Here is a 23,991-nt window from a genome sequence, read left to right as displayed (position 1 = left end):
GGTGGGGTCTCCGGGCGGGGCCGGGGGGTGTGGCCCCCCCCCCGGCCCACGTCCGTCTCGACCGCTCGGCGCGGGCGCGGACTAGAGGCAGCTCATGTAGTCCTCGGAGACCGCGGAGCTCAGCTCCTCGCTCAGGTCGATCATCGCCTGGCCGTTCTCGGGGGTGGGGTTCGCGAGCAGATCGGCGACCTGCTGGTAGAGGGCCTGGTGGTCGCCGCCGGCTGCCGCGAGTTCGCGGTAGGCGTCGACCAGCCCCTGCGGCACCTCGGCCGAGGTCGCGTCGACCGACAGGCTCTCCTCCGTCACCCGGTCCAGCGCATCGCACAGCTCGGGGGCGGCCGCCCCCGCCGAGGGCTCATCCTCGACGGCGGGCTCGTCCGCGGCGGGAGGTTCCTCCTCGATGCTCTGCGACTGCTCCTCGGCCTTGGCGATCTCCTCGGCGACCGCGCCGGCGAACATGCTCGCCGTGACGACCGCGACGATGATCGCGATGATGGTGCCGGCGAGGGCGACGTAGCCGATGATCGTGCCCGCGAGCGCGAAACCGCGGCCGCGCGTGCCGTCGCGCTTGATCTGCTTGAGGGCGATGTGCCCGCAGATGATGCCCACGAGGCTCACGAAGAAGGAGCCGATGAAGGAGACCAGGGCGAGCGGGTTCATCGGCGCCTCGGGGCCGCCCGGCTGCGGCGCGCCGTAGGGCTGACCGGGGGCGCCGACGGGCGGCGCGGGCGGGACGGGGGCGCCGGGCGCCGGCGGAGCCGGCTCGAATCCGCCGGTCGGGAACGGCGTGGTCGGCTGGCCGTTCGGCGCGGGCTGCTGGGAGTCGCCCGGTCCGGGCGGGTTCTGATGAGTCATGTTCGAAGGCCTTCGCTGCAAGCTTCCCGGGGAAGCGTCGGTGGATCGGATGAACAGGGCCCTCGACGACACCGGTGGATTCGCGATGAGCGACTCCGCCGTCCCCCGCGTCGAGCCGCGTCCCGGAGTATCCTACCCGCGTCGCACGCGGAGCGATGCACCGGAGGCTTCGCGCCGCCGTTCGAGCACGCGAGAGGCCGGCCGGATCGCTCTGCTGATCCGGCCGGCCTCTCGTCGAGATCCCGCGCCCGCGGCGGACCGGCGGCTATGCCGCGGCCAGCTCCTGGCGCCGCGCGTGCAGCTCGTCGAAGGTGGCGAACTTCTCGGCGATCGGGTTGCCGGTGAAGTGGCCGATCCAGCCGTCGTCATCGTGGAAGAAGCGGATCGAGACGAACTCCGGGTTGACGCCCATGTCGAACCAGTGGGTGGTGTTCACGGGCACCGAGACGAGGTCGCCGGCCTCGCAGTAGAGGGCGTAGACGCGGTCGTCGACGTGCAGGTAGAAGACGCCGGCGCCCTTCGCGAAGAAGCGGTCCTCGTCATCGTCGTGGCGGTGCTCGGAGAGGAACTTCTCGCGCGACGGCCCGCGCACCTCGTCGTAGTTCTCCTGCTTGGGGCTCAGGCCCATGATGTCGATGTAGGTGTAGCCCTCGCTCTCCTTCACCTTCTCGACCTCGTCATGGTAGAGGGCGAGGATCTCGTCGAGGGTCGCGTCGTCGTCGAAGTCCTTCACCTCCCAGCGGGAGAAGCGGGCGCCGAGCGCGGCGAGGGCCTCGCGGATCTCCGCCTCGTCGGTCGTCTCGAGGACGGGATTCTTCGGGTCGCTGTCGTTCCAGGCCGTGAGCAGAGTCATGGATTCTCCTTTGTCGCTGGCGGAAATCGCGGAGGTCGCGAGAATTCTCTCTCAATTATGGCGTCACGAGGTCGAGAGCGCCCGCACGTTACGGAAATCAGGAGGCTCCCGTAACATTGCGCGACCGAGGCTCGTGCCGGCTGCCGGGCCCGGCTACCGGATGGCGACGGCGAAGCGCAGCAGCCACTCCGCGATCTCGAGGTGGCGCCTCGCCGCCGCGACATCCGCGCCCCAGGCGTGGATCCCGTGGTTCGCGATGATGACCGCGGGGACCTCGGGCACGAGATCGGTGGCGGGCAGGTACTCGGCGTCGAAGCACTCGCCCTCGACGCGCATGTCCTGGTGGTTCGGGATCACGGGGATGCGGATCGTCGTGCCGTGGGCCCGATGCCCCAGCCCCTTCAGCATCTCCATGTCTCGGAACTCCACGCCCTCCGGCCAGCGGTGGCCGGCGACCACGGCGTCGAGCGCGTGCACGTGGAAGACCGCGCCCGCGCCCGTGCGGGCGGCGATGTGCGAGTGGAGGCCGGCCTCGGCGGACGGCGGGCGGGGATCCGCGGGATCCGCCGCCCGACCGGTCTCGTCGATCAGCACGACGTCGTGCTCGGTCAGCTCGGACTTCTCGACGCCGGAGGCGGTCACCGCCAGCAGCAGCGGATCCCGGTTCACCACGACGGAGAGGTTGCCCGATGTGCCGCGCATCCATCCGTACTCCGAGAATCGGCGCGACTCCACGGCGAGCGCGGCTCCCGCCTCCCGCAGGGTCGCGGGATCGAGGAGGCTCACGGGAGCACCTCGATCTGCTCGAAGCTCGGCACCGCCGGAGCACCGAAGTCGGCGCCGGCCCACGGCTCGCCGGCGCGATCCAGGGCGATCACCTGCCAGCCCGCCGCCTGCGCGGCGGCGACCTCGTCGGGGTGATCGGTGAGGAAGAGCAGGCGAGCGGGATCGACGCCGAGCGCCTCGGCGATCCGGTCGTAGGACGCGGACTCCTTCTTGGGCCCGGCGTTGGCGGTGTCGAACCACGCCTCGATGAGGCCGCTCAGGTCGCCCTGCGGTGCATGGCGCAGCCAGGGCCGCTGCGAGGTCACGGAGCCGGAGGAGTAGACGGCGAGGCGCAGGCCCCGTCCGTGCCACTCCCGCAGCCGAGGAGGGACGTCGTCGAAGAAGTGGGAGGTGATCTCGCCGGCGGCGAAGCCCTCCGCCCAGATGATGCCCTGGAGCGTCTTGAGCGGCGTCGATTTCACATCGGAGGCCATGAGCCCGCGGAGGGCCTCGGCGACCTCGGCGTCGGACGCGGTGCCGGGCAGACCGGTCTCGGCGACGGCCTGGGCGCGGGCGGCCTCGACGGCCTCGCCGCCGCGGCCGAGCGCCTCTTCGAGCCGCGGGCGGGCGTAGTCGTAGAGATCGCCGAGGATGAAACCGGCGGCGCTCGTGGTGCCCTCGAGATCGATGACCACGGCGTCGGCGCGTGCGGGGGGCGGGGGAGTCGAGTCAGTCACAGAAGCCACGTCTGCCATCGTACCGGGGCGCCGCGGGCCGTTACGGAAAACCCGAACCGTCCTCTCCGGTTTCCTCGGTGCCGCCGGCCGGCCCCGCGGGCCTAGCGTAGAGGCATGACCACACGACCCGATGCGACCCCCTCGCAGGCGACGGCCCGCCCCGCGAAGCCGCCGCTGCGCCTCGCCCTCACCATCCTCCACCTCGCAGCCCTCGGCCTGCTCTGCTGGGGCGTCGTCGGGGCCCTCGTCGCGATCCTGGGCGCCGGCATCGCGCTGCTCTTCGTGCTCGGCATCGGTCTCGTCGTGCTCGTCGGCCTCGTGTACGCCCTCTTCGGGGTCGCGTGGTTCGAGACGGCGCGCGTCGACGGGCTGTACCGGCTCGGCGCGCCGCCTCTGGTCTTCCGCGCGAGCGACCGACCGGGCTTCAAGGGGTATCTGCTGGCGCTGGGCCGGCAGTCGGTCGACGGGCGCATGTGGGGCTCGCTCGCGAACTTCACGATCGCCGGCGTCTTCGGGCTCGCCGTCCTGGGGCTGACGCAGGGGTTCATCTGGTCGATCGGCCGGATCGTGGCGGGCGCCACCCGCACGGAGTACGTCGCCGGCCCGTTCCTCGCCGACGTCGCGCCGCTCAACGCACTGGTGATCGGCATCGCGGGGGCGCTGGTCTTCCCGGCCCTCATCGTGCTGATCGCGATGCTGCACCGCTCGATCGCCTGCGGGATCATCGGCTCGCGGGCGCGGGAGGCCGCGCTCGCCGAGCGGGCCAGGGCCTCGGCGCAGCAGCGGGAGGGGGCCGTCCGCGCCGCCGACGTCGAGCGCAGCCGCATCGAGCGGGATCTGCACGACGGCGTCCAGCCGCGGCTGGTGTCGGTCGGAATGACCCTCGGGCTCGCCCAGCAGCAGATCGACCGCGACCCCGAAGCCGCGAGATCCCTGATCGAGGAGGCGCACACGTCGACGAAGGCGGCCATCACCGAGCTGAGGCAGCTGGCCAGGGGCATCTACGCCTCGGTGCTGGACGACCGCGGACTCGACGCGGCGCTCTCCGCGCTGGCCGCCCGCTCGCACATCCCGATGCACCTGGACGTGCGCATCGACGGGAGGTGCAGCCGCGACGCCGAGGCCGCCGTCTACTTCGCGATCGCGGAGTCGCTGACCAACGCCGCGAAGCACTCCCGCGCGAGCGAGTGCCGCGTGGTCGTGCGCAGACGCGAGGACGGCACGCTCTGGGCCCGCGTCGAGGACAACGGGATCGGCGGCGCACGGGTCCTGCCGGGAGGCGGCCTGGACGGGATCTCCAACCGCGTGCTCGCCGCCGGCGGCGCGATCCGACTCGACAGTCCGCAGGGCGGACCGACCTCACTGGAGGTGAGCGTGCCATGCGCATCCTGATCTGCGAGGACTCCGTCCTGCTGCGCGAGGGGATCGCGCGACTCCTCGACCACGCCGGCCACGAGACCGTCGCCGCTCTCGCCGACGCGACCGGGCTCGGCGAGGAGGTCGAGCGCACGGATCCCGAGCTGTGCATCCTCGACGTCCGGCTCCCGCCGAGCTACTCCGACGAGGGGATCCGAGCGGCGCTCGCGCTGCGCCGCGAGCGACCGCAGCTGCCGATCCTCGTGCTGTCGCAGTACGTCGAGGAGCGCTACGCGAGCGATCTGATCGCCGCCGCCGGAGGCGCCTTCGGGTACCTGCTGAAGGATCGCGTCGCCGACGTCGCCGAGTTCGTCGACTCGGTCGAGCGCATCGCCCGGGGCGCCACGGTGCTCGACCCCGAGGTCGTCTCCCAGCTGCTCACGCGGCGCAACCAGGACGACCGCATGCGGCGGCTCACCGACCGCGAGCGCACGGTGCTCGCCGCCGTCGCCGAGGGGAAGTCGAACCAGGCGATCGCCGAGCTGCTCTTCCTCTCGGCGGCCAGCGTCGAGAAGCACATCACCTCCATATTCCAGAAACTCGGCCTCGAGCCCGACGAGTCGGGCAACCGGCGCGTCCTCGCGGTGCTCGCGCACCTCGAGAACACGGGCGCGGCTCAGGGGCCGACGCCCGCCGGCGCGGCATCCGCGGCGCCGAGACCGACGACCGACGACCGACCGCAGACAGGATCAGAGCGATGAACACGAACCAGCTTCCCCCCGAGACCCGGACCTCTCCGGATCCCGAGTCGACCCCGGCCGGCCCGGAGCGCGTCGGCTCCGCCGCGCCCCGCCGCTCCGCGGCCACCCCGATCGTGATCGCGACCGCCGTGATCGGCGGGGTCGCGCTGCTCGGTGCGGCGGGATCCTCGGCCCTCGGCGTCGCGGGCGGCCTGGTGCGCGCCTCCGGCGGCTCGGGAGCCGTGCAGACGGTCGACGCCTCGGGTGCGACGGGGCTCGACATCGACGCGAGCGCCACGTCGTTCCGTCTGGAGTTCGGCGATGTCGCGGAGGCCACCCTGGAGCAGGCCGAGGGCGCCGAGCGCGGCCGGTGGAGCCTGGAGCGGCGCGGCGACGAGATCGTCGTGGAGCGCCGCAGCGGCATCTTCGGCGACTGGTGCTTCGGGTTCTGCTTCGAGAGCGAGCGCACGACCGTGCTGACGCTTCCCGAGGAGCTCGACGGCGCGCTCGACGTCGAGATCGGCGTCGGAGCCGGCACGGTCGACGCCTCGGGCGAGTTCGTGGGGCTCGACGTGCACATCGGCGCGGGCGAGGTGATCGTCGCCGGAGCGGCCCGCACGCTGAACGTGGAGGTCGGAGCCGGGACGGCCGACTTCGAGCTCGACGACGTCGTCGAGGCGGACTTCGAGGTGTCCGCGGGGGAGGCGAGAGCCTCGTTCACGGGGGAGGCCCCGGAGCGCGTCGGCATCGACGTCTCGGTCGGCAGCGTCGACCTCGCCCTGCCCGACGTGCCCTACGATCTCCGCTCGCGCTCGTCGCTGGGCGATGTCACGAACCTGCTCGAGACCTCCTCCGCCAGCGACCACCGCATCGACGCCGACGTGTCGGTCGGCGACATCACGCTGCGCGCCCTGCGCTGAGCCGAGGGCCGCGCTGCGCCGCGCGGGTCGGCGGCTCGGCGCGGACCGGTCAGGAGACCCGCGTCGAGCGCCGGGCGAGGCGGGCGTCGACGGCCGCGAGCGCCGCGACGACGACGAAGCCCGCCGCTGCGAGGGCCGCGAGCAGGGGCCAATCCGCTTCGGGCGCGAGGAGCGTCCGGTCCTCCTCCTGCCACGGCCACAGCGTGCGCAGCGCTCCGATCATGATCCCCGTCAGCGTGACCAGGGTGATCCTGCGGCGGTGGTGCAGCAGCCACTGCAGGCCCTTGACCAGCGACACCACGCCGATCACCATGCCGAGCGCGAAGAGCCCGAGGTAGGCCAGGTCGCGGTCCCCGACGGCTCGGAGGGTCGGCTCGTAGAGGCCGAACGTCAGCAGCAGGAACGAGCCGGAGAGCCCGGGGAGCAGCAGGGCGCAGACGGCGACGGCCGCGGCGAGCACGATGACGAGCGGGCTCGGCGAGAGCGTGGTCGGGGGGATCGAGACGAGCCAGAAGGCGAGCGCGGCGGCGGCGACCCCCGCGAGCGCGTGCGGCCAGCGGATGCCCGACACGCCCGCCATGCGCAGGGGGATCGCGATCGAGGCGAGCACCATCCCGAAGAACACGGCCCGGGTGATCTCGGGGTGCGCCTCGACGGCGTTCGCCATCGGACCCGCCGCGGCGAAGACGGCCACGGCCATGCCGACGAGCACCGGCACGACGAGCTTCCAGTCGACCGCGCGCAGCTGGGCGGCGGCTCCGGCGAGCCGGTCGGGGCCGCCGACGAGCCGTCGGGCGGCGGACACGACGTGCGAGGCCGAGTCGATGAGGCGCGTGTAGATGCCCACGACGAGCGCGACGGTGCCGCCGGAGACCCCGGGAACGGTCTCGACGACCCCGATCATGGCGCCGCGGATCAGGTCGCCGACGACCGAGGTGCGGTGCTCCCCGCTCTCGATCGGATCCGGGCCGGGGCTCGCGCTCACTCGGCCTCCGCCCGGGGGTCGAATCCGGCGTCGATGAGGGAGGCGGCGCGCTCGGTCCGCGGGGTGAAGTCGAGGGTGTCGGTGCGCAGGCCGAGATCGCGATCGACGTGCAGCGCCATGGCGTGGGCGGCGTTCCGCACGTCGCGGGCCTCGATCGCCTGCAGCAGGGCGCCGTGGTCGAGGTGCATCGTCTCGTGCGTCGTCCCCAGGAACACGCGCCCGTCGACGCTCGCGCTCTGCAGCACCGACATCACGCCCATGTAGAGGTCGAGCAGCAGCTTGCTGCCGCTCGCCTCGACGATCAGGTGGTGGAACGATCCGGGGGTGGTGCTCTGGTCGCAGGCCTCGGACCGCGCGGCCTCCGAGGCCGGGTCGGAGGCGCGCTCGTGAGCGGCGTGCAGCAGCTGGAGGTGCTCCTCGGTGCGGTTGACCGCGGCGTGCTGCGCCGCCTCGATCTCGAGGGATCGCCGGTAGACGAGCACCTCCTCGAGGTCGTGGTCCGCGAGGAACTCCGTGAGGATGGAGCTCACCGGGGTCCGCGCCCGCACGAAGGTGCCGACGCCGGGGATCGTCTCGAGCATGCCGAGGTTCGCGAGCGAGCGGACGGCCTCCCGCACCGTGGACTTCCCGACGCCGATGAGCTCCATGAGCTCGGGCTCCTTGGGGATCCGCTCGCCGACGGGCCACTCCCCGGCGGAGATGCGGTCGCGCAGATACCCGAGCGTGTCGCGGGCCTTCTGCGAACCGCGGGCGATGTTGGGCATGAGGATCCTTGGGCGAGTCGGACGGACGGCGTTCTCACTATATCGGCCTTCTCGCCCGCGAAACCGCGTGCATCCGCGCCCTCGGCGGCCCACCCCCGCCCCCGTTACATCGGATCTCTCACATCGGATGTTATACATCGGATGTACAGGCGAGGTGGTGCTACGGTGCGAGGCATGACGGAAACCGCTGGCCTCTCCACATCCCCGTACGACGCGCTCCTGCTCTGCTCCTTCGGGGGCCCGAACGGCACCGACGACGTGCTGCCGTTCCTGAAGAACGTGACGCGCGGCAAGGGCATCCCCGAGGAGCGGCTCGCGGCCGTCGGCGAGCACTACCACCACTTCGACGGCAGGAGCCCCATCAACGAGCAGAACCTCGCTCTGCAGGCCGCGCTCCGCGCCGAGCTCGAGCGGCGCGGAGCCCGGCTCCCCGTCGTCTGGGGCAACCGCAACTGGCACCCCTACACCGTCGACACGTTGAGGGACGCGAGCGCCTTCGGCGCGAAGCGCGTCCTCGCGCTCGTGACGAGCGCCTACGCCTCCTACTCCGGCAGCCGGCAGTACCGCGAGCACCTCGCCGCCGCGATCGCGGAGCTCGGGGACGACGCGCCGCGCGTCGACGTGCTGCGCCCCTTCTTCAACGAGCCGGGGTTCGTGCGGGCGAACCTGGACGCGATCCGGGAGGCCGGGAGCACCCTCGAGGGCGGCCTGGCGGGCGCGCACGTCGTCTACGTGACCCACTCGATCCCGGACACCATGCAGGACGCCTCGGCGGCGACCGGGCCCGGGTACCGCGAGCAGCACGAGGACGTGCGGGCGACGATCGACGCCGCGCTCTGCGAGGAGCTCGGCGCCCCCGTCGCCTCATCGCTCGCCTACTGCTCGCGTTCGGGCGACCCGCGGGTGCCGTGGCTCGAGCCCGACGTGAACGACCTGCTCGAGGAGCTCGCGGCGGCGGGCGAGCGGAAGGTCGTGATCGCGCCCATCGGGTTCATCTCGGATCACATGGAGGTCGCCTACGACCTCGACATCGAGGCCGCCGAGACCGCCGCGGGGCTCGGGATCCAGGCGGCCCGCGCGGCGACGGTCGGCGTGCGCGAGACGTTCGTCTCGGGGATCGTCGACATGATCGTCGAGCGGGCCGCGCGGGAGCGAGGCGAGGAGACCGTGCCGGTGACGGTGGGCGAGCTGGGCGCGTTCCCCGACGAGGCGCCGCCCGGGAGCTGCCGCATGCGTCACGGCGAGGTGACCGGCATCCCCGTGATCGCCGGCGCGGAAGACTAGAGAGAGGAATCCGCGTCATGCACGAGAGCCCCCGGCCCCACGTCGACCACTCCCACGTGGCCGAGTCCATCAACGCGGCCACCAACTACACCATGTACGCCGTGTTCCGCGAGGATCACGCCCGCACGAGGCTCGGCGTCTCGGCCGCGCTCGGCGCCACCGTCCACGGGCTGCTGGGGCGCCTCGAGGAGATCGAGGGGCTGACGACCCGCGGCTGGTACGACGTCTCGGGCTACCGGGCCGACGCCGACGTGCTCGTGTGGTGGCACGCACCGAGCCCCGAAGCGCTGCAGCAGGCCTATCGCACCCTGCTCGACTGGACCGACGGGCGCCTGCAGCCCGTCTGGTCGAACATCGGCGTGCACCGGGCGGCCGAGTTCAACCGGGGCCACGTGCCGGCCTTCCTCGCCGGTGACGACCCCAAGGGCTACCTCTGCGTCTACCCGTTCGTGCGCGGACGCGAGTGGTACCTGCTCCCCGATGCGGAGCGTCGCGAGCTCCTGCGCGAGCACGGCGCGGCCGCCCGCGACTACGGCGACGTGCTCGCGAACACGGTGTCGGCGTTCGCGCTGGGCGACTACGAGTGGCTGCTCGCGTTCGAGGCGGACGACCTGACCCGCATCGTCGATCTCATGCGCGAGCTCCGCGCCACGGGGGCGCGGCGGCACGTCATCGAGGAGACGCCGTTCTTCACGGGGCCGAAGCGCGACGCCGACCAGCTGCTGGCGCGCGCACTGGCCTGACCGGGCGGGCGGGACGCCCGCCGGGCGGAACGCCGAGGGGGCGCCGATCGGGCGAGCGCGGTCGTCCTCTGCGAAAGAACCTGGAATACGCCCATGACCGGGGAGAATCTCGACCCGGAGGAGCCGTTCCCCGGTGCCGCGAAGTTGCATCCCGCCGGAGAGCGCGCAAATGTAGACGGGTAAGCCGGCTGTCAACAGAACGGATTTCCGACCATGAGCTCCGACGAGCGAAGCCCCGAGCCCCCCGCCGACGAGACCCCCGAATCGCCGGGCGAGCTCTCGCCGCAGGGCGAGTTCACCGCCGTCTTCGGCGGCGACCCGAACCTCCCCGACACCGTCCACCTGCATCGGGCCGTCCACATCGAGGAGGAGGACTCCGACGAGCGGATCACCGCCAAGCTGCGCAGCCAGGGAGTGCACATCGGTCGCGGCATGATCTCGCCGCGGGTGTTCTGGCCCTCGCTCATCGTCATCCTCGGCGTGGTGGCGTTCGCCTTCTTCTGGCCCGACGCCGCCGATCGCGCGTTCGGCTCGGTCCAGGGGTGGATCGTGGCGAACCTCGGCTGGTACTACATGCTCATCATCGGCGCGTTCATCGCGATCGCCGTCGTGATCGGGCTCTCGCGGCTCGGCCGCATCAGGCTCGGCCTCGACGACGACGAGCCCGAGTTCGGCGTGCTGTCGTGGTTCGCGATGCTCTTCGCCGCGGGCATGGGCATCGGCCTCGTGTTCTACGGCGTCGGCGAGCCGCTGACCTACGCGACGGTCGACCCGAAGCCGGGCTGGCAGGGCGACGAGGCGGAGCTCGCGGGCCTCGCCATGGCGCAGACCTTCGTGCACTGGGGCCTGCACCCCTGGTCGATCTACGCGATCATCGGCCTCTCGATCGCCTACGCGATCCACCGCCGCGGCCGCCCGGTCTCGATCCGGTGGGCCCTCGAGCCGCTCTTCGGCGACCGCGTGAAGGGCTGGACGGGCGACGTGATCGACATCCTCGCCATCTTCGGCACGGTCTTCGGGGTCGCGACCTCGCTGGGACTCGGCGTGCAGCAGATCTCGGCGGGCATGGCGGAGATCGGCGTCGTCGATCGGGTCGACAACACGCTGCTCGTGATCCTCATCCTGGTCATCACCTTCATCGCGATGGCTTCGGTGATCAGCGGTGTGGGCGCGGGCATGAAGTGGCTCTCGAACATCAACCTGTCGCTGGCGGGCGTCCTGCTCATCAGCCTGTTGCTGCTCGGGCCCACGCTGTTCCTCTTCCAGACGTTCACCGAGTCGATCGGCCTCTACCTCGCGAACTTCATGGGGATGACCTTCGACGTCGGCGCCTTCCAGCGCGGCGAGGCGACCAGCTGGTTCGCCAACTGGACCATCTTCTACTGGGGCTGGTGGATCTCGTGGTCGCCGTTCGTGGGCATCTTCATCGCCCGCATCTCCCGCGGCCGCACGGTGCGGCAGTTCATCGCCGGCGTGCTGCTCGTGCCGACGCTCGTGGGCTTCCTCTGGTTCTCGGTGATGGGCGGCTCCGGCCTCTTCCGCCAGCTGTTCGGAGCGGGGGATCTCGTCCAGGACGGCGAGGTGAGCGTCGAGAGCGCGCTCTTCCAGATCCTCGGGGACCTGCCGTGGGGCACCGTGTTCTCGGTGGTCGGGATCCTGCTCGTCGCGATCTTCTTCATCACCTCCTCCGACTCGGGGTCGCTCGTCGTCGACATGCTCGCCTCCGGCGGCCACCCGAACCCGCCGACCTGGTCGCGCGTGGTGTGGGCCGTGCTCGAGGGGCTCGTCGCGATCGCGCTGCTGATCGCCGGAGGCCTGCAGTCGCTCCAGGCCGCGGCGCTCGCCACGGCGCTGCCGTTCAGCGTGATCCTGCTGCTTATGAGCTGGGCGACGATCCGCGCGCTGCGGGTCGACGACAAGGTGCTCGAGCGGGCCGAGCGCATGGAGCGCCTCGACCGGGTCACCGAGCACATCGCGGGGCACGTGACGGGCCGGCTCGCCGGGGACTTCACGCAGAACCTCACCGACAACAGCGAGTTCGAGTCGTACGTCGACACCCGCATCGACTACCGGCTCTCGCGCTCGAAGGGGGCGTTCCCCCGCAGGAAGCCGTAGCGGCGGGCTCAGGGCTTCGCGCCGCAGGGGCGGTTGACCCAGGCGGCGAGACGGGCCCGCTCCGCGCCGATGGTGGTGGCCGCGCCGTGCCCCGGCAGCGCGACCGTGTCCTCCGGAAGGGAGAACAGCTTCGAGCTGATCGAGGAGATGATCTGCGGGAAGCTGCTGTAGCGCCAGCGGGTCGCGCCCGGCCCGCCGTCGAACAGGGTGTCTCCCGTGAGCACCGTGCCCAGCTCGGGCGCGACGAAGCACACGGAGCCGGGCGTGTGACCCGGCGTGTGCACCGTGACGAGCTCGAGGCCGCCGGTCTCGAACCGCGCACCCTCGGTCAGCTCGGCGTCGGGCGGGGTGTCGTGCAGCTCCTCCCACAGGAAGCGGTCGTCGGCGTGCAGGTGCAGGGGCGCGTCGACCAGGCGGGCGGTCTCGATCGCGGCGTTGATGTGATCCTCGTGGCCGTGGGTCAGCAGCACCGCCGCCACGCGCCGGTCGCCGACCGCCTCGGCGATCGCGGCGGCGTCGTGCGCGGCGTCGATCACGATGGCCTCGGAGTCGTCGCCGACGATCCAGACGTTGTTCTCGATCGGGATCCCCGGCCCCTCGCGGACGAGCAGTCCGCGCGTGACCACGCGCTCGACGCGGGCGCCGCTCACGACGCGTCCTTCGCGGTCTGGCGGTTCACCATCTCCGAGATCCAGGTCGGCGCGTAGGGCGAGGTGCACCCGGCGGGCGTCGGATAGTCGCGCAGCACCTGCAGGCGCTCTCCGATCTCGAGGGCCCGAGCGCGCAGGCCGGGGTTGCGGATCCCGATCTCGGCGAGGCAGTGGTTCATCGCCCACTGCAGCCGCTCGGGCGCGTCCCGCATCTCGGCCTCGACGACGTCGAGGCAGCCGGAGAGGTCGAGCCCCTCGGGCCGCTTCACCACGCGCTCGACCGTGAGCGCCCAGCCGGCGCTGGCGACGACGGGGTCGGCATCGGCCTCCCACGCGAGCCGCAGCGCCTCGGCGCTCGGGTGCTTCTTCACGACGTAGTTCACCAGCCAGTCGTGCACCTTCGGGGAGCGGGCATCGCGCAGCATCTCGTCGAGCTGCTGCTGCGTGAACGCCCGCGGTCGGCAGATCAGGATCGCGAGGAGCCGGGCGGCCGTGTCGCCCGTGGCCCAGAGCCGCTCGGCGAGATCCTGGTCCGTCTTGAGGCGCTTCGCGACGGCGCGCAGCCTCGTGAGGTTGACCCCGTGATCGTCGCCGTGCTTCTCGTTCACCGCGCGCATCCTCGGATCCTCGAGCTCGGCGAGCTCCGCCATCACCGTCTCGAGCGCGCGCTCCTCGGACCTCTGCTCGACCATCCTGCCTCCTGCCTCGATGCCGGGGCGCGGCCGGAACCCCGATCGGTCCGTCGCGGCCGCACCCCGGCGCGTCTCACGCGGTCGCGTCGCTAGCGGGTGATCACCGTGGGGCAGGGCAGCGCCTGCAGCACCCCGTGGCTCACGGAGCCCAGGAGCAGACGGGAGATCCCGCCGCGCCCGCGGCTGCCGACGACGAGGAGCTCGGCGCCCTCGGCCGCCTTCACGAGCGCCGCCACCGGGGGAGACTGCACGATCTCGCGGCGGACCTCCAGGTCGGGATAGCGCTGGGCCAGGCCGGCGGTTCCGATCGCGATGGCCTCCTCGGCGGCCGTGCGCTGCGACTCGACCAGCTCCTCGCTCCAGAGGTACTCCAGACCGGGGGTGAGCGGCGGCATCCAGGCGTAGACCGCGACGAGGGGCAGCCCCCTGCGGTCGGCCTCCTCGGCGGCGTAGGCGATCGCCTTCCGGGCCGGCTCGGATCCGTCGACGCCGACCACGATGCCGCGGTTCGGCTTCACCTGCGTCTGCGGGATGACCGCGACGGGGCAGTGCGCGACCGCCGCGACCTTCACCGCGCGGGTGCCGAAGAAGGAGCCCGCGAGGCGGCTGCCGTGGTGGGCGCCGAGGATCAGGAGGTTGGCGCGCTTCGACGCCTCCTCGACCTCGGCGATGGGGTGTCCGACGACGGCGGTGCCGGTGATCTCGCCGGCGAAGCCCAGGCTCTGCGCGTACTCGCGCTCGGCTTCGAGCATCTGCTGCGACGCCTGCTGGGCCTCCGAGAGGAAGGCGACGCTCTCGGAGAGGAACGAGTCGTCGGCCACGTGCAGCAGCTCGACCGAGGCGCCGCGCTCGGTCGCCCGGGCGAGGCCCCAGGCGAGCGCGACCCGGCTCGGTTCCGATCCATCGACGCCGATGATGTACTTCTCGGACATGTGCGGTCCTTTCAGTAGTGGGGTGGCTGTGGTGAACTCAGTGCGGGTCGTGCGGCGTCCTCAGAGGCATCACCCCTCGAGTGCGGGCCGGTGAGCCGGATGGTTGCCCGAGAGCTGCTCGATGATGCGCACCACCTGGCAGCTGTAGCCGTACTCGTTGTCGTACCAGACGTACAGCACGCAGCTGCTGCCGGTGACGATCGTGGCGAGCCCGTCGACGATGCCGGCCCGGTTGGAGCCGACGAAGTCGGTGGAGACGATCTCGGGCGACTCGACGAAGTCGATCTGGGTGCGCAGCGCACCCGTGAGCGACACCTGCCTGAGCAGATCGTTGAGTTCCTCGCGGCTCGTCTCCCGCTCGAGCTGGAGGTTGAGGATCGCCATCGACACGTCGGGCGTGGGCACCCGGATCGCGTTGCCGGTGAGCTTGCCCTCGAGCTCGGGCAGGGCCTTCGCCACCGCCTTCGCCGCGCCCGTCTCGGTGAGCACCATGTTCAGGGCGGCGGAGCGCCCGCGGCGATCCCCCTTGTGGAAGTTGTCGATCAGGTTCTGATCGTTCGTGTAGGAGTGCACGGTCTCGACGTGGCCGAGCTTCACCCCGAAGTGATCGTTCATCACCTTCAGCACGGGCGTGATCGCGTTCGTCGTGCACGAGGCGGCGCTCAGGATCCGGTGCTCGTCGGTGATGCTCCCGTTGTTGACGCCGTAGACGATGTTGAGCATGTCGCCCTTGCCCGGAGCGGTGAGCAGCACCCGGGAGATCCCCCGGTTGCGCAGGTGCTGGCCCAGCCCCTCCGCATCGCGCCAGCGGCCGGTGTTGTCGACGAGGATGGCGTTCTCGATCCCGTACTGCGTGTAGTCGACCGACGCCGGGTCGTCGGAGTAGATCACCTGGATCCGCACGCCGTTCGCGAGGATCGCGTTCTCGTCCTCGAGCACCGTGATCGTGCCGTTGAAGGGGCCGTGCACCGAGTCGCGGCGCAGCAGGTTCGCGCGCTTGACGAGGTCGTTCTCGGAGCCCCTGCGCACGACGATGGCGCGCAGGTTGAGCGTGTTGCCGCTTCCGGAGTGATCGATGATGATGCGGGCGAGCAGACGGCCGATGCGACCGAAGCCGTAGAGCACCACGTCGGTGCCCGTCGTCGGGGCCGCGTGGAGCGCGTCGCCCAGCTGCTCGCGGAGGTAGGCCTCGAGGTCGCTCGCGCCCGAGTCGCGGAAGCCCTTGGCGAGCAGCGCGAGGTCGAGGGACACGGGGCCGGGCTGGATGGCGGCGAGCGCCTCCACGACGCGCAGCGTCTCCTCCAGTGGCAGCTCGACCTCGTCGATCTTGCGCGCGAAGCGGTGCGCCCTGATGATGTCGATGGCCGACTGGCCGACCAGCGTGCGGCCGTGGACCGACATCACGACGTCGTGGTCCCGATACAGCTGACCGATGAGCGGGATCATCCGCTCGGCGAGCTCCTGCTTGGCCTTCCATGCCTCGAGATGAGCATCTGCGCGCTGGATCATGTGAACGGTTGGTCCTTTCCCTGGTGAGGAGTTTCGGCCTGCCCGCCGGCGCCCTGTGGCGTCGCCTCCAGTATCCCACGTCGCGGCGGCGCCGGGGCCCGGCGCCGCGGAGATTCGGGGGCTCCGGCCGTCGCCGCGGGGAGACCGTCACGGAGCGTCACACAGTTTCGGAAAACGCGCGCGCTGCCGCACGCTGGAATGGTTCCCGCCCGGCTGCGCGCCGGGCCCCAGATTCCCCGGCGCGGTCCGCCGGGATCGCGAATGAGGTCACCCATGACTGTGAAGAAGCGCGGCCTTCTCGCCGCATCCGTCACCGCTCTCGCCCTCGCGGCGAGCACCGCACTGGCGGGCTGCTCGTCCGAGGACACCGTCACGATCGGCGTCGTCGGCGCGAGCGACCCCTACTGGCAGACGTTCGTCGACGCCGCCGCGGAGGAGGGCATCGCGGTGGAGCTCCAGGACTTCACCGACTACAACCAGCCCAACCCGGCGGTGTCGGAGGGCGAGCTGGATCTCAACCAGTTCCAGCACATCCAGTACCTCGCCGACTACAACGTCAGCAACGACGACGACCTGGTCGCGATCGGGGCGACCGCGATCTACCCGCTCGGGCTCTTCTCGACGCAGCACGACTCGCTCGAGGACATCCCGGAGGGCGGCACCGTCGCGGTGCCCCAGGACCCGACCAACCGCGCTCGGGCGCTGAACGTGCTGCAGGAGGCCGGGCTGATCGAGCTGACCGACGGCGGCACGCTGTTCTCGACGCCCGCCGAGATCGACGAGGACGCGTCGAGGGTCACCGTGACCGAGATGGACGCGTCGTTCACCGCGACCTCCCTCTCCGACGTCGACGCCGCGGTCGTGAACAACGACTTCGTCACCGACGCGGGCCTCGAATTCGACGAGGCGCTCTTCCAGGACGATCCGGGGGCGGAGTCGGCGCAGCCGTTCATCAACATCTTCGCGACGCGGGCCGAGGACGCCGACGACCCGACCTACCTCAAGCTGGTGGAGATCTACCAGACCAACGAGGAGGTGCAGGCCGGTGTGCTCGAGAACTCGGGCGACAGCGCGATCATGCTCGACACCCCCGCCGAGGAGCTCGAGAGGATCCGCACCGAGGTCGAGGACGAGATCCGCGCGCAGTAGTCGCGCACGGCCGCGGCGGCATAGGATCGGGGCGTTCGGCCGAGCCGGGCGCCCCGATCCGGCACGTCGCCGGAGCGGGGTCGCCGCTCCGGCGACGCCGCCCGTCGGCAACAGGAAGGGAACCGCGCATGACGCGTGTGCAGATGATCGGGGTGGGCAAGCGCTACCCCGGGCGCGGGAAGGGGTCCGCCCCCATCGTGGCCGTGGACGACGTCTCGATCGACGTCGCCTCGGGCGAGATCCATGCCGTCATCGGGTACTCCGGGGCGGGCAAGAGCACGCTGCTGCGCCTCGTCAACGGCCTCGAGCCGGCGACGAGCGGCCGGATCCTCGTGGGCGACGACGAGGTGACCGGGCTCTCGGAGCGCGGGCTGCGCGCCATCAGGGGCCGCATCGGCATGATCTTCCAGCAGTTCAACCTCTTCCACTCGAAGACGGTCTCGAAGAACGTCGAGTACCCGCTCCTCGTCGCGGGGATGCCGGCCGAGGAGCGTCGTCGCCGCGTGGCCGAGCTGCTCGACTTCGTCGGCCTCGGCGACCGGGCCTCCGCCTACACCGATCAGCTCTCCGGCGGGCAGAAGCAGCGCGTCGGCATCGCGCGGGCGCTCGCCACGAACCCCGGCGTGCTGCTGGCCGACGAGGCGACGAGCGCGCTCGACCCGGAGACCTCCCAGGAGGTGCTGGCGCTGCTGAAGCGGATCAACTCCGAGTTCGGGATCACGATCATCCTCATCACCCACGAGATGGACGTCGTGCGCGAGATCGCGCAGCGGGTGACGGTGATGGACGGCGGGCGGGCCGTCGAGCAGGGCGACGTCTTCGACGTCTTCTCCGATCCGCGGACCGAGACCACCAGGCGCTTCGTCTCGACGGCGCTGCCGACCGAGCCCGAGACGGGGCACCTCGAAGAGCTGCGCCGGCGGCATCGCGGCAAGCTCGTCACGATGACCTTCCGTGACGGCGACGTCGACCAGCCCGTCGTCTTCCGGGCGCTGGCCGAGCGCGGGGTGGGGGTCAGCATCGTCCACGGCGGCATCACCGACGTCGGCGGACGCAGCTTCGGCAAGCTCACGCTCGAGCTCATCGGCGACGACGCGCGCATCGACGACGCCATCGTGGCGCTCGCGAAGGAGACCGAGCTGGAGGTGCTCGCCTGATGGACAAGCTCCTCGAACTCATCTCCGACGGCAAGTTCCTCGAGGCGACCGTCCAGACCCTCGTCTACGTCGCGATCGCGATGGGCGTCGGCGGCGTGCTGGGCCTCGTCATCGGCGTCGCGCTCACCGTGACCCGGCAGGGCGGGCTGCTCGCCAACCGCCCCGTGTTCTGGGTGCTCAACTTCCTCGTCAACTTCTTCCGGCCGATCCCCTTCGTGATCCTGATCGCGGCGCTGCAGCCGCTCGCGCGGGTGGTGATGGGCACCGGCATCGGCGATCGCGCGCTGATCTTCACGCTCTCCTTCGCCGCGGCGTTCGGGATCGCGAGGCTCGTGGAGCAGAACCTGCTCACGGTCTCCCCGGGCGTCATCGAGGCGGCGAGGGCGATGGGCGCGGGCCCCCTCCGCACGATCCTGACCGTGCTGATCCCCGAGGGGCTCGGTCCGCTCGTGCTCGGCTACACCTTCGCGTTCATCGCGGTGGTCGACATGACCGCGATGGCGGGGGTGATCGGCAGCGGCGGCCTCGGCAACTTCGCGCTGCAGTACGGCTACCGGCAGTTCAACCCGTGGGTGACGTGGTCCGCGGTGATCATCATCATCGTGATCGTGCAGCTCGTGCAGGTGCTGGGCAACGTGCTCGCCCGCAGGTTGCTGCGCCGGTAGGGTGGCGGGATGACTGCCACACTCGCCGATCTCCGCCGCGTCGCCGAGCGGTTCTGGCCCGCCGAGACCGCCGAGGCGTGGGACCGCGTCGGTCTCGTGACGGGTCGCGACGACGCGCCGCTGCGCCGGGTCCTGCTCGCAGTCGACGCGGTGGGCGCCACCGTCGACGAGGCGATCGAGTGGGGCGCGGGCGCGCTGCTCACCCACCACCCGCTGCTGCTGCGCGGCGTGCACACGGTGGCCGAGGACACCGCGAAGGGCGCGCTGCTCGCGCGGCTGATCCGCGGCGACTGCGCGCTGCTCGCCGCGCACACCAACGCGGACTCTCCCGAGCAGGGCGTCTCCGACGTGCTCGCCGTCCGCCTCGGGCTCTCGGCGTCGGAGCCGATCGTGCCGGGCCTCGAGCCGGCGGCGGGCCTCGGCAGGGTCGGAGAGCTCGACGGGGAGCTCTCCCTCGCGGCCTTCGCCGAACGAGTCGCGGCGGCTCTGCCGGCGACGGCCGGCGGGGTGCGTGTCGCGGGGGATCCCGAGCGGCTCGTGCGCCGCGTCGCGGTGCTCGGCGGGGCCGGGGACAGCCTGCTCGACCACCCGGCGGTGCGCGGCGCCGACGTCTACGTCACGTCGGACCTCAGGCATCATCCGGCGCAGGAGTCGCTGGAGCACGCGCTCGTGGTCGGCGGCCCCGCGCTCGTGGACGTCTCCCACTGGGCCAGCGAGTCGCTCTGGCTCGAGGGTGCCGCGGACCGGTTGGCGGAGGCGCTGCCCGGCGTCGAGTTCCGGGTGAGCACGATCCGCACCGACCCCTGGACGTTCGCCGTGGGCGGGGACCGACCGCTATCGTGGTGACCATGAAGGCCAGTCCTCGCCAGCAGCAGCTGCTCCTCGACCTGCAAGAGCTCGACAATGCCGAGGCGCGCCTGCGCCGGAAGCGGCAGCAGCTGACCGAACGCGCGGAGCTCGAGGCGCTCGGCGGCGAGCACACCTCGGCCAAGGAGCGCTTCATGGCCGCCCAGCGGGAGCTCGACGCGCAGCGCGCGGAGATCGATCGGCTCGAGTCCGACGTCGAGCTCGTGCGCCAGCGCCGCGCCCGTGACAACGAGCTGATCGCGGCGAGCACCTCCAGCAAGGAGGCGCAGGCGCTGCAGAGCGAGCTCGACGCGCTCGCCAGGCGGCAGTCGGAGCTCGAGGATCGGGAGCTCGAGGCGATGGAGGGGTTCGAGGCCACCCAGGCCCGATTCGACGAGGCCGAGGGGGACCTCGCGGGCGTCGAGGAGCGTCGGGCCGCGCTGCGGACGCGGATCGCGGCCGCCGAGCAGGAGCTCGACGCCGACATCGCGCGGCGGGCCGAGGAGCGCTCCCTGCTCGCGGCCGAGCTGCAGCGCGACGTGCTCGACCTCTACGAGGAGACCCGCGCCCGCACCGGCATCGGGGCCGCCCGCCTGCGCGGCAACGTCTCCGAGGGGAGCAACATGGCCCTCGCTCCCGGCGAGCTCGCCGACATCCGGGCGGCGGCCCCCGACGAGATCGTCTTCTGCCCCGGATCCGGCGCCATCCTCGTGCGCGTCGAGGAGTAGACCGGGGTAGACTGGTCGCCGGAATGGGTCGGTGAGACGGTCGCGTCGCGGCGCGCACCCCGTGCGCGTCGCGCCGAGGAACGTCCGGGCTGCACAGAGGAGGACGGTGGGTAACGCCCACCCGGGGTGACCCGCGAGCAAGTGCAACAGAGAGCAGACCGACCGCCCCGGCTCGCCGGGGTGGCACGGGTGAAAGGGTGGTGTAAGAGACCACCGGCGTCCGTGGCGACACGGGCGGCCAGGTAAACCTCGTCCGCAGCAAGGCCGTACAGCAGACGACGACGCTCCTCGCCGAGTCTGCGGGTTGGCCGCTGGAGGGTACTGGCAACAGTGCCCCGAGAGAGATGACCGTCACCGGGCCGCTTCGGCGGCGCGGGACAGAACCCGGCGTATGATCCGGCCCATTCCCCTCGCTCCGCACGCCTCAGCGGTCGTCGGCCTCCCGCTGCAGCAGCTCGGGATCGCGCGCCACGCGCACGAGCGCCGCCGCGAGGCTCGCGAGCCGGTCCCCGCCGACCGTCTTCGCGAGCTCGTCGGCGTCCTGCGGCAGGCCGGCCGCCCGCGCGCCCTCGAGCACGAGCGCGTCGGCGAACGGACGAACGGCCGGCCACACCTGCTGGACCTCGCGGAGGAAGATGCTCGCACCGACCGGGCCGATGCCGTCGAACTCCTGCAAGATCTTCGAGATGCGGGAGGGATCGTCCTCCGCCTCGTCCCTGAGCCGGCGGAGGTCTCCGTTCCAGCGGTCGATCAGCAGTTCGGCGGCTTCGTCCAGGCGGGTCGCGGTGCTCTCGTCGTAGCGCCGGTACCCTCCGCGCCCCAGCGCATCGACCCGCTGCTGCCAGGTGCTCTCGCGCAGGCGGCGAGGGGTCCTCCATCCCGACGAGAAGAGCTCCCGGGCCGTCGCCGTGGCGACGTCGGAACGGATCCGGGCGGACAGCAGCAGACTGAGGACGAGGAGCTGGGTTCTCCATCACGGCTCTCCGGGCAGCCGCGGCTCGGCGCCCGCCTCTCCGTGAAACTCCGACGGAGAGGGGTGATCCGAGTCGCGGCCGATGATGAGATGGAGACATGTCCCTCCCAGAGCCCCCGCCCCTTTCAGAGCCCCCGCACCTCCCGGAGCCCCCGCACCTCCCGGAGCCCTCTCCACCCGTGCTCGCCCTCAGGAACCTCCGCAAGCGGTTCGGCTCCAAGGTCGCCGTCGAGGATCTCACGCTCGACGTGCCGGCGGGCACCATGCTCGGGCTCCTCGGCCCGAACGGCGCGGGGAAGACCACGGCGCTGGCGATGACGACCGGATTGCTGCAGCCCGACGCGGGAACCGCGTGGGTGCTCGGCGCCGACGTGTGGCGGGACCCGGCGGGCGCGAAGGCGCGCCTGGGCGTGCTTCCGGATGGCATCCGCATGTTCGACCGGCTGACCGGCACTGAGCTGCTGCGCTACAGCGGCCTGCTGCGGGGCATGGACGAGACCGACATCGCGGGCCGGTCCGCCGAGCTCATCGGGGCGCTCGGACTCGCGGATGCGGCCGGCACGCTCGTCGTCGACTACTCGGCCGGCATGAAGAAGAAGATCGGCCTCGCCTGCGCGCTGATCCACGCCCCGCGACTGCTGATCCTCGACGAGCCCTTCGAGGCCGTCGACCCCGTATCCGGCGAGACCATCCGCCAGATCCTCCGGGCCTTCGTCGCCGGGGGAGGCACCGTCGTGCTCTCCAGCCACGTGATGGAGCTCGTCGAGTCGCTCTGCGACCGCGTCGCGATCCTCGCCGAGGGGCGGCTGCTGGCGCACGGCTCGCTCGACGAGGTGCGTGCCGGGATGAGCCTGCAGCAGCGATTCCTCGACCTCGTCGGGTCGCACGATCTGGGAGAGGAGACGCTGGCGTGGTTGCGATCCTCGTAGGCCTCCGGTGGCGCCAGCTCGGTCATCAGCTGGGCAGGAACCCCTGGTTCATCGTCGCCCTGGTGGTGAGCGGGCTGGTCGCCCTGGGAATGCTCGGCACGCTCGCGCTGGCCCTCGGCGCGCTGCGCCTGGCGGCCCCGGATCTCGCGGTCACGGCGCTCGTGCTCGTGGGATCCGCCATCACCGCGGGGTGGTGGATCGGGACGATCTTCGTCAGCTCCGACGACTCGCTCGCCCCCGAGCGCTTCGCCCTGCTCCCCGTGCGCGCCCGCTCGCTGCTTCCCGGTCTGACCGTCGCGGGGGCCACGACGATCGGCGGCATCGGCACGACGATCGCGCTGCTGCTGATGCTCGTGGGCTGGTCGGTCAGCCTCGCGGCGGCGCTGGCGGCCACCCTGCTCGCGCCCGTGGCGCTGATGGTCTGCGTGCTGGGCGCCAGGGTGATCGGCGGCCTGCTCGCCCGGTGGCTCGCGCGTCGGCGCACGCGCGATCTGGTGCTGACCCTCGGGGTGCTGCTCGTCGCCTGCTCGGGGCTGCTGCTCAACCTGCTGCTGACCGCCGTCGGCGAGCTCGATGCGCCGTCCGAGAGCCTCGCGGCCGCCGCGGACGTGCTCGCCTGGACGCCGCTCGGCGCGGCGTTCGGCGTGCCCGCGGCCGTCGCCGAGGGCGAATGGCTCGTCGCGGTGCTCAGGCTGGCCGTCGCGCTCGCCACGGTCGTCGTGCTCTGGCTCGCGGCCGAGCGACTGCTGGCCGCGCGACTGGTCGCTCCCATCTCGGGAGGCGGTGGCGGGCGGGTGCGCTCCGGCGGCCTCGTGGACCGCGTCCTCCCGGCCACGCCGGTGGGGGCCGTCGCGGCCCGCACCCTGCGCTATCGCCGCCGGGATCCGCGGCATCTCGTCAACACCGTGATGCTGCTCGTGCTCCCCGCCCTCCTGCTCGGGGTGTTCGCGATGAACGGCCTCCGCGACGGCGGCGTGACCTTCGGACCGGCCCTCGTGCTGCTGCCCTCGATCAACGCGCTCCTGATCTGCACGATCGTGCAGATGGACGTCGCCTACGACAACGACGCCGTCGCGCTCCACATCCTGACCGGCGTCCGCGGGACCGCCGACCGGGTCGGCAGGCTGCTCGGCATCGGGATCCTCGCGATCCCGCTCACCGTGATCCTCTGCGTGCTCGCCTGCCTGCTCGTCGGCTCCTGGGCGCTGCTCCCCGCGAGTCTCGGCGCGGCGCTCGGACTGTCGCTCGCGGCTGCGGGGGCGGCATCGGCCGTCGGGGCGTACCTGCCCGGCCGCGCACCCGCTCCGGGAGCCAACCCCTTCGGTCGCGGCTCCTCGGGCGGGGTGCAGTCGCTGCTCGCGATGATCGTCGTCATGCCGATCACGCTCGTCGTGGGCGGTCCGGCCCTGGGGTTCGCGATCGCGAGCTTCTGGACGCCCTCGCTCGGGTGGGTGAGCCTGGCGTGCGGTCTGCTCCTGGGGGGTGCCGCGACCTGGGCGGGCGCGGTCATCGGGGGCAGGGCGCTGGACCGCCGCTGGCCGCGGGTGCTCGCCGACGTCTCGAGCGAGGCGTAGCGCCGGCGCCGGGCCGCCCTCTCGCGCCGGGCCGCGTCTCGTGCTGGGGCGCCCGCGACCGCGGCGTCGG

General features: G+C 71.9%; 24 protein-coding genes and 1 other RNA gene. 14 read left to right on the top strand and 11 right to left on the bottom strand.

The genetic code is table 11. The features are described 5' to 3' along the window. Positions 1–81 precede the first annotated feature (81 nt). From JD276_RS03665 to mtnC, 4 genes are all read right to left on the bottom strand, one after another. Positions 82–855: a DUF4190 domain-containing protein gene (locus JD276_RS03665; protein ID WP_200114011.1), complete on the bottom strand. Its 774-nt coding sequence runs from the start codon at positions 853–855 to the stop codon at positions 82–84. A gap of 265 nt (positions 856–1,120) precedes the next feature. Next, entirely contained in the window at positions 1,121–1,708 is a 588-nt protein-coding gene (locus JD276_RS03660) for a 1,2-dihydroxy-3-keto-5-methylthiopentene dioxygenase (RefSeq protein WP_200114010.1), read from the bottom strand. Positions 1,709–1,861: 153 nt separating this feature from the next. Then, positions 1,862–2,494 (bottom strand): methylthioribulose 1-phosphate dehydratase, encoded by a 633-nt coding sequence (mtnB, locus tag JD276_RS03655; RefSeq protein WP_307866427.1) that lies wholly within the window; start codon positions 2,492–2,494, stop codon positions 1,862–1,864. Next, the gene (gene mtnC / locus JD276_RS03650) at positions 2,491–3,219 is read right to left on the bottom strand and encodes an acireductone synthase (RefSeq protein ID WP_307866426.1); all 729 of its coding nucleotides are present in this window, start codon (positions 3,217–3,219) and stop codon (positions 2,491–2,493) included. Before mtnC ends, mtnB begins: the two co-directional genes overlap by 4 nt. 105 nt (positions 3,220–3,324) lie before the next feature. Between mtnC and JD276_RS03645 the strand changes: the two genes are divergently transcribed. Genes JD276_RS03645 through JD276_RS03635 form a run of 3 tightly spaced genes read left to right on the top strand, consistent with a single transcriptional unit; the run spans position 3,325 to position 6,226 of the window. After that, entirely contained in the window at positions 3,325–4,602 is a 1,278-nt protein-coding gene (locus tag JD276_RS03645; RefSeq protein WP_200114006.1) for a sensor histidine kinase, read from the top strand. Further along, positions 4,590–5,327, top strand: a complete 738-nt coding sequence (locus JD276_RS03640) for a response regulator (protein ID WP_200114004.1) — start codon at positions 4,590–4,592, stop codon at positions 5,325–5,327. The genes JD276_RS03645 and JD276_RS03640 overlap by 13 nt, the downstream gene beginning before the upstream one ends. After that, on the top strand, positions 5,324–6,226 hold the full coding sequence (locus tag JD276_RS03635) for a DUF4097 family beta strand repeat-containing protein (protein WP_200114002.1): 903 nt from the start codon (positions 5,324–5,326) through the stop codon (positions 6,224–6,226). The genes JD276_RS03640 and JD276_RS03635 overlap by 4 nt, the downstream gene beginning before the upstream one ends. A gap of 49 nt (positions 6,227–6,275) precedes the next feature. On the opposite strand, the gene JD276_RS03630 is transcribed toward JD276_RS03635, so the two are convergent. Further along, positions 6,276–7,211 carry a DUF368 domain-containing protein gene (locus JD276_RS03630; RefSeq protein ID WP_307866425.1) on the bottom strand — a complete coding sequence of 312 codons (936 nt, stop codon included), beginning with the start codon at positions 7,209–7,211 and terminating at the stop codon, positions 6,276–6,278. Further along, entirely contained in the window at positions 7,208–7,975 is a 768-nt protein-coding gene (locus tag JD276_RS03625) for a FadR/GntR family transcriptional regulator (protein ID WP_200114001.1), read from the bottom strand. The genes JD276_RS03630 and JD276_RS03625 overlap by 4 nt, the downstream gene beginning before the upstream one ends. Positions 7,976–8,149: 174 nt before the next feature. On the opposite strand from JD276_RS03625, the gene JD276_RS03620 reads away from it, so the two are divergent. The 3 genes from JD276_RS03620 (at position 8,150) to JD276_RS03610 (ending at position 12,117) form a co-directional block, all read left to right on the top strand. Further along, positions 8,150–9,259, top strand: coding sequence for a ferrochelatase (locus tag JD276_RS03620; RefSeq protein WP_200113999.1), 1,110 nt, complete (start codon positions 8,150–8,152; stop codon positions 9,257–9,259). Between the two features lie 17 nt (positions 9,260–9,276). Then, positions 9,277–10,002 (top strand): hydrogen peroxide-dependent heme synthase, encoded by a 726-nt coding sequence (gene hemQ, locus JD276_RS03615; RefSeq protein WP_200113997.1) that lies wholly within the window; start codon positions 9,277–9,279, stop codon positions 10,000–10,002. Between the two features lie 213 nt (positions 10,003–10,215). Continuing rightward, positions 10,216–12,117: a BCCT family transporter gene (locus JD276_RS03610; protein WP_200113993.1), complete on the top strand. Its 1,902-nt coding sequence runs from the start codon at positions 10,216–10,218 to the stop codon at positions 12,115–12,117. Between the two features lie 8 nt (positions 12,118–12,125). Here the strand turns inward: JD276_RS03610 and JD276_RS03605 are convergent, their stop codons facing one another. The 4 genes from JD276_RS03605 to JD276_RS03590 all read right to left on the bottom strand — a co-directional run bounded on the left by JD276_RS03605 (position 12,126) and on the right by JD276_RS03590 (position 15,900). After that, entirely contained in the window at positions 12,126–12,767 is a 642-nt protein-coding gene (locus JD276_RS03605) for an MBL fold metallo-hydrolase (RefSeq protein ID WP_200113992.1), read from the bottom strand. Next, positions 12,764–13,459, bottom strand: a complete 696-nt coding sequence (locus JD276_RS03600) for a DNA alkylation repair protein (RefSeq protein WP_200113991.1) — start codon at positions 13,457–13,459, stop codon at positions 12,764–12,766. Before JD276_RS03600 ends, JD276_RS03605 begins: the two co-directional genes overlap by 4 nt. 89 nt (positions 13,460–13,548) lie before the next feature. Next, complete coding sequence (locus JD276_RS03595) at positions 13,549–14,391, bottom strand: universal stress protein (protein WP_200113990.1); 843 nt, start codon at positions 14,389–14,391, stop codon at positions 13,549–13,551. A 69-nt stretch (positions 14,392–14,460) separates the two neighbouring features. Beyond that, entirely contained in the window at positions 14,461–15,900 is a 1,440-nt protein-coding gene (locus tag JD276_RS03590; RefSeq protein ID WP_200113989.1) for a glyceraldehyde-3-phosphate dehydrogenase, read from the bottom strand. Positions 15,901–16,173: 273 nt separating this feature from the next. Between JD276_RS03590 and JD276_RS03585 the strand changes: the two genes are divergently transcribed. The 6 genes from JD276_RS03585 (at position 16,174) to rnpB (ending at position 20,853) form a co-directional block, all read left to right on the top strand. Further along, a complete protein-coding gene (locus JD276_RS03585) occupies positions 16,174–17,049 on the top strand; it encodes a MetQ/NlpA family ABC transporter substrate-binding protein (protein ID WP_200113987.1) in 876 nt (291 codons plus the stop codon). 128 nt (positions 17,050–17,177) lie between these two features. Continuing rightward, complete coding sequence (locus JD276_RS03580; protein WP_200113985.1) at positions 17,178–18,206, top strand: methionine ABC transporter ATP-binding protein; 1,029 nt, start codon at positions 17,178–17,180, stop codon at positions 18,204–18,206. After that, the gene (locus JD276_RS03575) at positions 18,206–18,871 is read left to right on the top strand and encodes a methionine ABC transporter permease (protein WP_200113983.1); all 666 of its coding nucleotides are present in this window, start codon (positions 18,206–18,208) and stop codon (positions 18,869–18,871) included. Before JD276_RS03580 ends, JD276_RS03575 begins: the two co-directional genes overlap by 1 nt. Before the next feature lie 9 nt (positions 18,872–18,880). Further along, positions 18,881–19,717 (top strand): Nif3-like dinuclear metal center hexameric protein, encoded by an 837-nt coding sequence (locus JD276_RS03570; RefSeq protein ID WP_200113982.1) that lies wholly within the window; start codon positions 18,881–18,883, stop codon positions 19,715–19,717. 2 nt (positions 19,718–19,719) lie between these two features. Further along, a complete protein-coding gene (locus tag JD276_RS03565; RefSeq protein ID WP_200113980.1) occupies positions 19,720–20,445 on the top strand; it encodes a zinc ribbon domain-containing protein in 726 nt (241 codons plus the stop codon). A 24-nt stretch (positions 20,446–20,469) separates the two neighbouring features. Next, an RNA gene (gene rnpB / locus JD276_RS03560) (RNase P RNA component class A) lies at positions 20,470–20,853 on the top strand. A gap of 16 nt (positions 20,854–20,869) precedes the next feature. Here the strand turns inward: rnpB and JD276_RS03555 are convergent. Further along, positions 20,870–21,121 carry a hypothetical protein gene (locus JD276_RS03555; RefSeq protein ID WP_200113979.1) on the bottom strand — a complete coding sequence of 84 codons (252 nt, stop codon included), beginning with the start codon at positions 21,119–21,121 and terminating at the stop codon, positions 20,870–20,872. A 395-nt stretch (positions 21,122–21,516) separates the two neighbouring features. Between JD276_RS03555 and JD276_RS03550 the strand changes: the two genes are divergently transcribed. Further along, a complete protein-coding gene (locus JD276_RS03550) occupies positions 21,517–22,347 on the top strand; it encodes an ABC transporter ATP-binding protein (protein WP_200113977.1) in 831 nt (276 codons plus the stop codon). Continuing rightward, positions 22,329–23,921, top strand: coding sequence for a hypothetical protein (locus tag JD276_RS03545; RefSeq protein WP_200113975.1), 1,593 nt, complete (start codon positions 22,329–22,331; stop codon positions 23,919–23,921). The genes JD276_RS03550 and JD276_RS03545 overlap by 19 nt, the downstream gene beginning before the upstream one ends. Positions 23,922–23,991: the final 70 nt, after the last annotated feature.

Origin of the sequence: Leucobacter chromiisoli (assembly GCF_016522505.1) — a bacterium.
GTDB lineage: Bacteria > Actinomycetota > Actinomycetes > Actinomycetales > Microbacteriaceae > Leucobacter > Leucobacter chromiisoli.
The sequence above is the reverse complement of the archived record's forward strand: the minus strand, read 5'-3'. Positions and strand labels throughout refer to the sequence as shown.